The organism is Blautia sp. AF17-9LB, assembly GCF_003479185.1.
GTDB lineage: Bacteria > Bacillota > Clostridia > Lachnospirales > Lachnospiraceae > Fusicatenibacter > Fusicatenibacter saccharivorans.
This window is the reverse complement of record NZ_QUGU01000004.1, coordinates 83,089-97,464: the sequence shown is the minus strand read 5'-3', so window position 1 is coordinate 97,464 and position 14,376 is coordinate 83,089. Positions and strand designations below refer to the sequence as shown.

At 43.8% G+C, this 14,376-nt stretch carries 4 protein-coding genes; all 4 read right to left on the bottom strand.

Features of this window, described 5'->3' with window-relative positions; translation table 11 throughout:
- Nucleotide 1: 1 nt before the first annotated feature.
- Nucleotides 2-970 carry a hypothetical protein gene (locus tag DWX00_RS05890; protein WP_055266219.1) on the bottom strand — a complete coding sequence of 323 codons (969 nt, stop codon included), beginning with the start codon at nt 968-970 and terminating at the stop codon, nt 2-4.
- Nucleotides 971-1,486: 516 nt separating this feature from the next.
- The gene (locus tag DWX00_RS05885; protein WP_055266217.1) at nt 1,487-2,200 is read right to left on the bottom strand and encodes a hypothetical protein; all 714 of its coding nucleotides are present in this window, start codon (nt 2,198-2,200) and stop codon (nt 1,487-1,489) included.
- Between the two features lie 37 nt (nt 2,201-2,237).
- Nucleotides 2,238-3,401, bottom strand: a complete 1,164-nt coding sequence (locus tag DWX00_RS05880) for a hypothetical protein (protein ID WP_055266215.1) — start codon at nt 3,399-3,401, stop codon at nt 2,238-2,240.
- Between the two features lie 89 nt (nt 3,402-3,490).
- Nucleotides 3,491-14,359: a hypothetical protein gene (locus DWX00_RS05875; RefSeq protein ID WP_147398238.1), complete on the bottom strand. Its 10,869-nt coding sequence runs from the start codon at nt 14,357-14,359 to the stop codon at nt 3,491-3,493.
- Nucleotides 14,360-14,376: the final 17 nt, after the last annotated feature.

The following is a 14,376-nucleotide window of genomic DNA, read 5'->3' as shown; positions in this document are numbered from 1 at the left end:
TTTATTTTTGCATCAAACTCACAAACTCTGCTTCCGACATTCCAACTCTCTTCGCAGCATCCGCACTACTTAAAACATGGTCCCGAACCAGGGAAAAGAGCATTTCTAATTTGCCTTTCTCGATTCCTTTTTCCATTCCCTGTTCAATTCCTTTCTCGATCCCTTTCTGGATTCCACGTTCCTCTACTGTATCAGACAAATTACACATTAAGCTCAGCTCCTTTCCAAATCCGTTTTCCATTTGAATTTCATACTCTTGTTCCAAACGCTCTTTCTTCTCTTTTTCTGCCAGCTCCGTATTAAACAACGTCTGCAGCATTCCCAGAAACTGATCCTCTGTTTCTTTCTTTGTATTCAGGCACACCATCACGACCGACAGTTTGTCGTATTCTTTCCTTCGATCCGGAATCCCCGGTATCAGGTCTGTTTTTTCAAGTTTATACTCTGAAATAGCATTTCCAATGTACTGCGGTGCATTCATACAGATCCAGATGGAATACACCTTTTTGATCTTATCGTATTCCGGAATTTCGAACTCTGTTCCCAGCTGTGCCGATATCATTCTTGCCCCATAGAACACGCCGCGTGTCGTCAGAGAATATCCCGTATGGTATTTCTTCTGTGCTTCCACATTAATAATCAGGCGGATTTTTTCTCTGCTTTTGGGTATCCAGGCAAAAAATCGGATATCATAAAAAATGGTTCCTTCTTCGTTTACCTTATCTTCATTCGCCATTCCCGTAATCTGCGATGCATTGGTTTCTCCCGGGTTTACTCTCCGGCTTCCGATCTCTGGCTCCCCCTCGATGCATTTCATGATTTCTTCCCGGTTCATCCCCGCATATTCCCTTACCGTTCTCTGCAGGATCCAGGAAAGAACGTTCTTGTCACCCAGCACTTTTTTGCACTGTTCATCATACTGGATCTTCGCCTGCGCAAGATCCAGATTCCGTGCAAATTCGTTTCTCATAGATCCCCTTCTTTCTGTTTTGTTTTCTTCTTAACCTGCTTTTATTCTGCCGCAGCTTCATTTCTCTATAATTTTTTCCGTACGGATTTTCCTGGCATCTTAATATTTTTTTCGAGTTTTACTTCTCAATCCATTTTCATCCTTTCGCATCCGTGTTCTATTTTCTTTGCCATCGATGTCTGTGTGTTTTTAGTTTAGCACGAAAGAGACGATAACACAATTTGTTTTGATTCCTAAATTTCCAAGCCCAGCAATCTCCAAATCGTTTTTGTTTCTCTAATGGTACCTGACCCCAAGTAACCATCACTCTTTTCTGTACCCTTCCGCCCGCCCAATTATGTGCTGAAGAGAGGTCTGTTCCGTTGCAGACACAGATGCTATAGTATGATGTTCTTTTGTTCTATTACTATATCATATTTGCGATTAGACTGCCACTGCTACAGTCTTACATTTTTATTAAAAAATCCACAGCCAGAATGTCCCCTCCAGACTCCCGGCTGCGGATTTCGCTGTTACTCAGCCCGCCATAATATAAATCATATCCGTTTCTTTGTTGTTCTGTACCGTTTCATCCCAGGTGATATGCAGAATATAATAGTTCACATAATTCCCATTTTTATCTGGCTTTTGCCTTTCATCCGGAAGTTTTTCCTGACTGGCTGTCTTCCAATAAAGAGGCTCTGCTGATATCTGAACATTCCCATATTTTTCATATGTTTTCTCATGATAAGCATTTGTTGCATAGTTGCTTTCTGTCTCTTTATTTAAATAGTTTCCTGCCAACTTACTACCTTTCTTATAGTAATCCCCCAGATAAAAAATACTTCCATTCACCGCATCCGTTTCTATAGATGCCTTATCAATTTCATACGAAAATCCAATATTCGTAGTATGTGCCAGCTGAAGATGATAAGCCAGTCCCGGCTTTGTGCTGTACACACAGAATACAACGTCTTTATACTTCTGCGCCCCGGAAACGTCAATATTGCTCAGCTCCAGCTGCTGGATCGGTTTTGCATCTCCGGCTCCGATCAGCAATGCGTTTGGCATATTTACTTTCGTTATCGTCTCTATGCTTCGATGCATATACAGCCAGGCAAAAACCGGCAGCGCCAGAAGGGCAGAGAATGTCAGAATCACAGATATGACAACCCGTTTTTTCCGCGTCAGCCGCATCCTGTGCTTCCCCTGTCTGACCTCATCCTGCTGTCTCTCTGTCTGCTCCTTCATGGAAGCACCTCCTTCTTTGCCACGTTTTTGTCCGGTTTTACTGCGCATCCAGTTTCAGCTGCACATACTGGACGTTTTTCCCAAGATACTGGTCTGCTGAATCATAGTAAGCCGCGATCATAGAATAGAGAGCCGGATTGAATTTCTCCCGTATCTGTGAAAGCGTATCTTTTGTAACATTCTCCTGAAATTTTTCAGAATCTTCCCACCGGAAATAACGGTTCGATGATGAATTCTCCTCCACTTTGCCCATCGTCTCAAACAGGTTCTCCGGCAATGCCGAAAGTGCATTCTCCTCACTTGATAGATTTTCCGGAAACAGCAGCGGATTTTTCCCGCTATAGCTGTCTGCTTTTCTCAGATACGATTCCAGCCTTTCCGGCCAGATCCAGTATATCGTAACCGGATAAGCAGTGTCTTTTTGGGCATTCGTATTATTCCAGGTCAGCTTTCCATTCTTTACTTCAAGGACAGCCGTTTCCGTTTCACTGCCAAGCCTCATACTCCACTCTCCTGCATCCCGGGATATCCAGCCTTTATAGCACCCCGCCTTCCCATTGTATCCCGCAAACAAAAGAATGTGTCCTTCCAGCAATTGCTGTAGCGACGGATCCGTAACTTCCGTTAAATCATTTTGGGTCACATTCTCCTCATTCTTTTTGTCATCCGCGATCTGATATCCGGTCAGAACCAGATCTAACGTTACTTTAAGCGGACCATTCTTATTGGGAATGATGTAAAATGTCATTTTTCCATAAGACCCCGGCTCAATCCCTGTCGGCTTTCCATCCTCACCCGTATTGTTCATATTGCTTTCCGGTGTAACAGCCCAGCAGATGGAAGTGTGGCTTCCATCGGTAGACCAGTATTTTTTCCCGTCTATCTCTCTTAAGGCTCCAGGGGATACTGTCAGCAGTTTGTCATATATGCCTCGATCTGCATCTTCATCACTTTTTGTCCCTGCCGCGGCAAGATCGAAGGGCATATCCGCAGGCCGGATAGCAACACCAGTCGCAGCGACCCTGGTATTGCTGACAAACCATGCAATACTTGCAACGATCATCACAATGAAAGCTGCAACAACGATAATTCCCGTCCGGAAAAAGATTTTCCACTGGTTTTTCAGAAGCTCTATCTGTTTCTGCGCTTTCTGTCTGTATTCTTCTGCCGTCAGCTCTTCTTTTCCTTTTTTCCAGCGCATCCCTTTTCACCTCGCTTCTGTCCCATTTTTTATTGTTACCGTCCGCCATTTTCCGGCGAACGGCAACATTTTGTCTGATGCCGGATCGCTTAATTATTGTCTATCATATCCTGATAGATCCGGGCATTGGTATAGATGATATAATCCGTTGCTTTCGTACCATCCAGTTCACTTCCGTTTTTATCGAGCAGAACCGCAGTCAGGCGCACTCTGTAATTTGCATAAGTATATTGCTCTTTTTCAAATTTCCCGCCGGTCAATGGCGTAAAGGTAAATTGCGCAAACTGGTGCTTCGTATCGTCCGATACAAAATCGTTCTTCCACTGATATGCTTTATCACCATTTCCGGAAATATCATCTGATTTTGCATCTTTGACAATATTCTGGAGATAAGATCCAATTTTCAACGGTTTTGTTTCATCATAAGTTCCATTCTCATTTTTCTGGAACAATTCCATTTTATAGCGGATGGCTGCAGCCTTGGCAAGAGTTTCTGCATCCACATTGGAATAATCATAATCTGCTCTTGTATAGATCATGTCGGAACGGTTCTTTGCTGCATCACTCGGGTTGACTCCAAGCTGCTGCGTCGTATCTCCGATTCCGCTTCCATCTACGCTGGAATATCTGAGGATCGCTTTGGATGGGTTTGTAATGTAATAACGATTTTCATCTTCTTTCGGTTTTTTATTTTCTGTAATCGGCAGCTGCGTGGATGTATTGGCAATACGTGACACACCAACAACGGATGTACCACTACTGTCTGTATCTGCGGCGCCTCTCACCGGAAAACCATCCACGTCATCATAAGTAAGTGTGATTTCAGCTGTAACCGTTATCGCATTCTTCTCACTGTCTGCCTCTTCCAATGCACTTTTCAACTTGCTGCTTCCATATCGAAGCGACATCGTTTCAAGTCCGGCTGCGTTTGAATTCTTACCTTCTTCTGAATAGATTTTTGTTCCATCTGATTTTGAAAACTGATATATATATTGGATGTTTTCTGTACCGATTACACCATTGATTCCAGCCGCCTTTTCCAAATATTTTTTCAGGCTGATATCAAACTCGTGATAAACTTCGGAAGGTCCAAGTGACTTGAACTGAGCCTGCCCTGCCTCTGTCAGCCACAATTCACCTGTCAGCTTAATTTTGATACCGTCTCCGTTTTCCATCGCAGTATCTCCCATCGGACTTCCATTATGAATACGGCTGGTGGAAATACTGAACGTCTGCTGAACTCCATTGTATACTACGTAAGCAGAACTATCCGCCTTCTTATCCGATTTAATAACAGCCGGCAGCGTACCTTCCTTGCGTGACATTGTTGCGGCATACAATCGGTTGTTTATAATGGGCACTCCATCTGTCTTTGGTATTTGAATGGTGAGATAGTACTCTTCCTTCCATTTCTGTGAATTCAAAGAAGTATCCGTTCCTGGTATTGTCATCCGATATTTTTCTGCATCTTTGTCCTTTTCTTCCGCTTTCCGGTAATAGTCTGTGCCGATTCTGACCGTTGCTTTGGACGGATCTGTCTCCTTCACATAATAGGTTGTTCCATCTTCCGCTTCCGACACCAGATCTGCCTTCAGCCCGAGTAAATCGCAGATATAAACAGGAGCGAATTTCTGAGTTGTCTGACCCTGACCGGTACTGCCTGGCACTGTCATATTTGTAAGGTTAAAGCTGTGCAAATCCTCGTTTCCGTCTGTCGTATAAATATAATACTGTTTGGTCTGCCTGTCTACCAACGTCAGCTTCGTTCCTTCCGGGAGCAGTTTTTGTGTATTACCCGAACTGCCCGATGCCAGATTCAGAACCTTGTCATAATACCACAGCAGATTCTCACCATTGTCCAGCATAGACTGCCAGTCTGTCTCTTTCTCATAGCTGTATTCTATCAATGCCGTCAATGGTTCATTGAAGTCTGCGGTTGCATAATGATTTCTGCTTATATCTGTCATAGGATAATCCGATGCACAGTAATCCGTTCCTGCAAGAAACCTTGTTTTGAAATTGATATAGAGAACCTTGTTCACAAGCACCGGAATGTACAGATGGAAAACATGTAGGTTTGTAGTGTCTGTCGGATCTGTGTAGGTCACATCCAGCAAGGTAAACTGACTGCACTGGTTATCATATGCATTCGGGGTGATGGAAAGCTTCTTTCCTGAGCTGACACTTAAGCTTGCATTTGTCTGAGGTGCAAAATTATTATGATTGCTGTCCCACTTATAACTCGTTGCTGTAATGTCTCTCTTTTGTTTCTTCGCCGTATCTCCATTGCTCACATTTGTCATTGCCGCAATATAGTCCCAGATTATTTCATCTACATCTGCGGTATTATTTACAACAAGCACCGGGAAGTCAACATTTTCGTCTATCGTTGTAGTTGCGTTTTCTTCGACTCTGTAAGTTGTAAGATACGCGTCGTTTGTTAGACTTAATAGTTTTGCAACACTGATTTTCGTGCTATCGTCTACATTCCAGTAGTAAGCTGAATCATGAGAGGCACTGCCCAGTTCGGTTAAAATTGCTTTGGCTGTTCCAGTTCCTGCCGCATTACCGGTCATAACTGTTCCATCTGCAAAAGGCACATCACTCTTCGGGTTGACATCTACCCATGGGCTGGCGGAAGAGGATGGTTTCGCTGTGGAGTCGGTTGGCTGGTAGCTCTTGGTGGCAGTGGCATCGGCGTAGATGATGGTAGCAGAACCTTTTTGAGTTCCAATGTCTTTCTGTGGTAAAACAGTACCGGAGGCAGAAACTGCTGTCAGATTGATTGCATCATTTGAACCACTTATTCCAATCCAGAATCCTACATCGGTTATAAGCTGAATCAACGCACCTGATAAATCTTCAACTTTTGGATTTGCAGCATATCCGACTTTGCACGACTCTGCAAGGATATTGTAGCCTTTCACACTATTACTATTAGACATATTATTTGTAGATCCTGTCAATAATCCTGCACATCTGGCATCATAAGTTCCATTGTATTTCTGATAATATTTAGTAACTGCTATGACCTGATTAAATTCTACATTCGATGCAAGTATATTCCCATCATTGTTTCCGACAAGACCACCAACATACCGCCCGAGAATATTCACCTTTTCTTCCTTACATGTTTGGAATGTTGCTGTATATCCACTACTCTGATAACCAATAAAACCGCCAATCCAGTTTCGCTTATCACTCTTTACATAGGTATCCTTTTCCGAACAACTCATGATCTGAACCTTGGCTTTTGACTGACCTACATAACCACCTGTGTATTGCTGTCCGTTAATCTTTGAATTACAATCCATGGTTACCCCAAAAATAGCCAATGGATTATTATGATATCCAATTATGCCTCCTGTAGAAGCTTCGCTACTATCTATCGGATTGTTTACTTCAATCGAATGTAGGACACAGCTAGTCACAGTCACATTAATGTCAATATTAATATTTGTCACCTTTCTGTTGCCTGCAATCAAACCACCAATATCTCGAACATTATTTCCGGTAACCGTCACATTATTTGCATTCACATTTTCAATACTCACACTAGAAGAGTCACAAGCGCCGACAAGGCCTCCTGCTGCTGCTGTCTTATATTTATCTGAAATTGTAGTAACTTTAAGATTCTTGATATTAACATCCTCATTAGAATCTCTTGTGATTTCCAAAGTACCATATCCAACATTCCATCCAACTAATCCACCCGAACTGCCATCGTTCTGAACCCATTTTGATACATTTACATTCTCAATAGACCAGTTGCTAAAAGTTACATTTCTCTTAGAATTATTATATCCATCAATATACCCAATGGCTCCTCCTGTCATTGTGCCACCATATACATCAATGTTCTTCAGAGAAAACTTATAAAAAGTAACCGTACCTGTAGAATTGGCCGTTCTCGCAGCGAATCCACCAACACCTATTTTGTTATCTGATTCTTCCACAGAGCACAAATTTGAATTTGTTTTATTAAACAGACCGATCTTAACATTTCCTGATATTGCAAGATTGCTCACACTACACTCTTTTGTAAAATGAAAATCGACAAATACTCCTGCTCCCTGATTTCGCCATGAACCATCTGTATATTCGATTCTGTACTCATTTTGATTCATGTCTAATATAATCTTTGTGGCATTTTTTTCATTACCAGAAATGTTCTTTATCAGAAGATTCCGCCGATATACTTTTGGAATACTGCAATCTTTATTCCAAACAACCTTATTCTCCCCATAGCTACATCCAATTCCCCGGAATCCATTGCCATAAGCAGTCATATCAATGCTTTCTACGCTGAATGTAAGATTAACCGGGATATTCTTAACCGGGATATTCGTAGCTGTCTTTGTATCACTGCTCTTTCCTGCCAGCCTTGCTGCTGTGGTACCTGTTGTATAGTTCTTCACCAGATAAGAAACTCTGTTTTTTGCACCATCACTTCCTGCAGAACCTGCATTTCCACCCCAGTATTTTTCATCTGCAAGCCTTGTACCTGCATCTGTTCCTGCATCTGTTCCGATTCCTTCATACGTCGCAGTACGTGGTTTTCCATACTGATACGCATCAACCACCTCGTCGTCTACATCCATATAACTCCCTGTAGAATCCATCGCTCCTGCGCCACTGTTTACAATCGCGGACAGCAGCCACAGTCCCTGTGCCGACGCTACAGTAGCGTTTAATACGCCATTTTTCTCGGATACCGTCAGGTCACTTGTCCCTTCCTGTAAACTTGGAATGGTATAGTTTTTATCGGTATTATTTACAGTACATTTTTCTGCACATGCATAGCCATCTAATACACGGCCAACATAGGGGTTGCGATAGAAATAGTTACCGCCCTCAGTAGTTGTTTTACCATCGGGTGTACCATCCTCCTTTAACATCTTTACTGTTTTCTTTTCATCGGCCGCTTCCGCACATACCGCCGTAAAAGTATTGGTTGTGTTATCCATATTGCGGAAAACTACTCCACCGCCGGTTTTTTCATAGTCAGTATTTTCGGTTACGTGGGTTGCCCCACCAACCAGACCGACATATCCTCCGGCAGCTATTAACTTTTCATAGTTACCGCTAAATGATACTGTATTTTCATTATACTGTACGGACACATGATCAATAATGGTATCACCACCCATGCAATAACCGATAATTCCGCCAAAGAATGGATTTTCCTCTGTTCCCGGCAAATTTGCAGCCTGCATCTGAATCTTTGCATTTGAATAGTCCACCGTCAGATCTTTTACTACGCTTCCACGGCTGTAGGCAATCAGACCGCCGAAGCTGTTTTTGTTCCCGTTCGATCCTTTCATACTTACAGTGATGGAATTGCCGTTATCAGCTGAACCAACAATCACACCGCTGAATGGATTCTTCAGTGTACCAAGTCCGCTGAAGGTTTCTGCGGAAATCGTAATGTCTTTCTCGATTTTGTAATACGCATTTAACAGATAGCTGGTTGCTTTATCTGTATCTATTGTATCTGTTGCTCCATCCGCTTTCCATGCATTATTTTCCCATGTATAGGTAATATCCGTGCCTGTAGTAGTAGCAGAAATAGCATTCCCCTGCGTATGGTAGTTCTCAACTGTCTGTGTCTGACTGTCCAGAACTTTTGAATTAAATACTACCTGGAAGTTTGAAATACTGCCCGGGGTGCTGATATAAGAAGCCAGTGAACTCAGCTGAAGTGCGTCTTCAATAATATACGGATCCCCATAGGTACCGCAGCCGTTCAGCAGACCAGTAGATTTCTGGTTGATATCCAGCTCATATGTACTTTCTTCAATATTCTGTGCTACCCTGACATAACGAAGAAAATTCGTGTCCTTATATCTTTCTCTCACATAAGCTTCATTCGCGTTTGCATCCTTCTCATCTGTGATATAGCTGTCCGCATCATAGTACTGATACTGCTTATCCGGATTTCGACCAGTTGTCTCTGTATTCGTCAGCTCCACACCATAAGTAACTTTATTATCGGTACTGTTAAAGTTATACGTACCGGAACCATCGGAAGAATACATAAAGTACTCCATAAGGATTGCCCTGGTAAATATCGTATGAGTCGTGTGATACTCTACCTGCGTGGTTCCATTATTCCACACAGAGGTAGATTTTTCTGAATCTTCTTTTACACGTCCGTCCAGTGCAATATCGGAAAATGAAAGAGTCAGCTTGGATGCTGTCTTGTCACCGACGGAGCCGACCAGACTGGTTGCAGCATACGCAGTTTTTTTATTCTCACCTTCTCCTGTCATATATTTCTCACTGGTGGAGAGCTTATCTACGGTCAATTTTGCTGCTTTTGCAATTCGATTGATCAGAAGTGGCGCATAGGTGGTATCATTGCCTTTTTCCACTCCTGTCACTCTGATTCCATCCAATGTCACATTTTTCAGATTGATTCCAACAATGTTGCTGATCGGATTTCCGATGACACTTCCATAAATCAGTGCACCGGAATTATATTGTGTACCGTTGTCTGAACCGTCTGCATTTTCTTCACTTTTAAATTTTTCTTTTCCTACCACACCCGCAAAAGAAGTCTTATTTACCAGCACACCATGAGAAGTGTTATAGAGCAATCCGTGCTGCATCAGGTAATGCTGATGTTCTGCATCCGAGAACGATTTATTTGTTTCTTCTATCGTATTCATCGCATCGTAGGCAAAGGTCAGGTTTGTATCTGAACCAGTATTACTTTCCGAGCCAATATGTACCGGGGTAAGCGGTGTCACCGGATAATACGAATATCCATCCAGATTCAGGTTTCCGGATATGCTTGTCACAAAAGGATTATCTGGTGTACTGGTGATTTTTTCCCTGAACCACGTTCTGATATTTTCTGCAGCATACTGGGCTGCACTCCACAAAACTAAATCCGGTTCCGAAGTGATATTTTTAAGATTCGTTGTATACTTGTCTTTTCTGTAGCTGTCCAGGTTGTAGTAGTATCTTGTCTTTGTGTTTTTATAATTTTCTATCTGACCCGTGTATGTATTTGTCGTTGTACTGTCCTTATCAATCAAAGCTGCTTTTTCACTGCTGTCATGTACTGCAAGGGAAACCACTGCATTGCTGTTTCCGGCATCATCAAATCTGGTAATGCCAGCCAGTTCATCAAAGTACTCTGAATTGCCGATGTTCAGGGCAACTGCACCCTCGTTAATTTTATAAGCGGAATCCGCCGCACTTCCCCATGTGCCCACTTCCAGATAGAGGGCAGAGGTTGTCTTGGTCTGATCTGCATTCGTTTCTGTAAGCAGACCGGTTCCCACCAGCAGACCACTTGGATTCTCTTTCTCTGATTTTCCTGTAAAGGTATTTTTTTTCTTATCTGTGTCTGTCGTAAATACGATGCTGTCCTTTGCGGTTGCATTCCAGTATCCGGTTGCCTGATAGACAAGTCCACCAAACTGGGCAGTGCATGCATTTAGCGTCGAGCCCGATATGGTCACTCCGGCATTCGCAGCAAACTTAACATTCGTATTCTTCCACTGGTAGCCCAGCAGACCGCCGCTGGTTATGTCTGATGATGTTGTGACCGTCTCACCCTTTACCGATAATTTAGAAACCGCTATCGTGCTGGGTTTTGCCGCATTATTCGAATCTTCCCCACGGCTGACTGCGATCAGACCGCCGACATAGGCATTGGATTGCGATGCAGATGTAATGAAACCGCTTAAGGTCGTGTTACGCACAGTTACGGTACAGCCCCCCATTACTTCCGCCGCAAGACCGCCGATTCTGTGGTTGTCAGTATCACGTTCATCATCAAGGCTCGCTGTATTCCCCCATGTACAATCTGTAAAGATTAACGTACTTCCTTCGCATCGAGCCAGAAATCCTCCTTGCCAAGCCAGAAGCTTCTTTGCATCTGTTGCTTCTTCTGTTACAGAACTCTTGGTATTTACTGTAACATGGTTGAATTCTGTCTTTCCACTTGCCAGGCCTATTGCCCCTGCGACAAATGCTGGATATTTGATGCCTTTTACTTCCTGATTTACCGTCTTCGGTATTTTGCAGATGACATTACCATTAATCGTAAGCTTGGAAATGGTTACATCCCCGGCAAATGGAATCAGTGCCAGACTGTAATGCGTATCTCGCTGGTCGCTTCGCTTTGCATAGAGCTGTCCGGCTGCAAGATCATTTCCAGAAATATCTTTGCCATATGTAGCTCCAATATCCAATGTAATCGTATGATTGCTGCCGTCCAGCGTTCCTTTGAACTGATGTGCTTTCTTATCTTTCTCTATATTATCCTTGCCGATGCCAATAATACCTGTATTGGTAAGATCCACATCTCCGGTCAGTTGCACTGTCTGTTTCTGGGTTCGATCCACCTCGCTCTCAAGCTTCAGTGCTTCCGTCTTTTCCGTCTTTTCCGTATCGGTCTTGGAAAACTCAAATGCCAGCGCATATGCCGCAAATTGATTTGCACCATTGATATCCGCCTTAGTTCCATTCTCTACAGAACTGTTTATCGTAACAGTATGAGCTACTTCATCAAAGGTAAAGACTCCATCTTCACCTTCAGACAGATTTCCCCCAAGTCGAATCACAGCTCCCCAGTTTCCAATATCTGAGCCGCTTCGATCCGTACCGGAATAACGGGTCAGGCTCCAGCCTTTTCCGTCTGCATCCAGACTATTACCATTTCCAAGAGCATAGATCAGACCATTTTCATTGCATCCCACAATCTGTCCTACATGGTTATAAGCAGTTGTAATCTTCTGCTTCTCTAAATTTGTCTCTCCGTGAAGGCGCAGTACCCCCTTTACCAGATGACCAATCAGACCGCCATGACCTTCCACCTGATCTGCTTCGTTTGCAAGATCATTATCATCTGCTGTAGTTATTGTCACATTTCCCACATTGAGGAAACCGTCATTCAGCTTTCCCACCAGACCGCCAACACTTGTGGTATTACTGTTTTTCATATCTGCTGTGGAAGCAGACACATTTTCGATTTCCACATAACTGCTGCCGGATACAGCACCGATCACTCCACCATACGTGGTACTTGCTTTACTTCCACCTGTGGAAACTGCCCTGATATCTGAATCAGCAGCGTTGGAAGTTCCTTTTATGGCCAGTGTATTTTGCATAACGGCTACACTATTTCCATCTGTACTAGCTACAGTATCATAGGCTCCGACCAGTCCGCCCAGATTTTTCACTTCGCTCTCACTGATCACCTTTGTCGTGATGGCATCTGTCGTCTTTCCTGAGACAGCCACGGTAGTGGAACTTGTACTGGTGTTTTTCAGCACGCCAAATAATCCGCCGACATCCTTGCCGCCGGAAACAGCAATGCCGTGAAACTCATATTCAGAAAGATCGTAGCTGATTGAATTGTCAGTACCGTTATCTATGCCGCCTTTCGTAACCGAATACGCTCCGATCAGTCCGCCTGCTGCTTTTTCACTGCCTGCCTTTAACGTAAGGGTATCCGCAAACGCAAACTTTCCGGCAGCCGCTTCGTTTTCTCCATTTTCTGCCTGAACGCTGATCTTTCCATCTGTCACGCTTCCGGCCAGTCCTCCGGCCTTTCCGGACGCAGAACTTACCTGCGCTGCAGAAGTTCCGGCAATCGTTAATTGACTGTCTGCTTTCATCCGGCCGACAAATCCACCCGCATCTGCTTCTGATGCGGTTGCTTCGACACTAACCGTCTTCTTAGTATTATTCTTAAAAGTCGCAGTCAGGGATGCGCCCGGTTCCATCGTATTACAGAATAAACCTGTATGACTCTCTCCGCTGACTTTCAATGAGTTTGAGAAATTATTTGTAAAAGTTATCTCTGCACTGCTGCCTTCTTCCATCGTGCCAATCAAACCGCCGATTGCTGCTTCTTGTATCCTATCAGAATTCAAATTGCTAAGTACAACCGTTGAAGTTAATTTTTTACGATCTTCACTATATTTCAGTTTTTCTGCCAAAAGTGGTTTCGTGGTGGTGGAAAAAGTCCCTGAAATGCTAAAGGAAATCGGATCCAGATCTGCTTTCGTTGAAAGCGCATGAAACAGTGCTTTCGTCGTGGTTATTGAGAAATTTTCTGCTACTGTTTTTTTATCAAATTCAAATTTTCCTTCATACGGATCGGCATCATCACCCAGTCCCAGAAAGCTATAAGTCTGCCCTTTAATCTCTGCCGTTCCCGTAAGATCCCATCCTGAAGTTGTAACCAGGTTTATTGTATACTTTTTATATTCGGAAGGCTTCACATTGGATAACAGGATTAATCCGATTCCATCTGTTACCGTTATTGTCACGGTATTTGCATCAACTTTTAATTTGTCTTTTGCAGCTTCATCATCTTGAGCAAGTTGAGCCGCTTTCTCAAGTGTCAGCGTCGGAGTCTGATTTCCCGCATCCGCCGCTACGGATGCGGCATTTGCCTGGTTTTCCGCATCGCTGCCGTCCTGCCGGTTCTGGCCTTCGTTTTCTGCAGACGTGGACTCTGGTTTCTGCTCTGCACTTTCTGACGCTGCTGTGTCGTCTATCTGGCTGCTGCTCTTGGCAGAATCTGTGCTGTCCTGCTGTGTTTCCTTTTCTGCTGATCCTGTTTTTTCTGTCTCGCTGCCTTGTTCCGCAGATTCTGTCTCTTCTGTCTCGCTGTCTTTTTTTGCAGACCCTGTCTCTTCTGTCTCGCCGTCCTTTTCTGATGGTTCCGTGCTGTCTGTCCCGGTTTTTGTCCCGCTCTGCTCTGTACTTTCCGTCTGTCCTCCGGTTCCGCCATCTTCCCCTGCATCCACAGAGCCTGCCCCGGTATCCAGAATGGATTCGCCCGCTGCTTCTTCCGATATGGTCTGCGTTTCCGTGCCTTCTTCTGCCCCTGTCCCTGCCAGTGCCGATGCCGGTGTCGTCAGTACCATGCAGACTGCCATTCCGGCCGCTACCATACGCTTCATCCAGTTTATCTTTTTACGTACTCTCATTTTCATCAATCCTATCC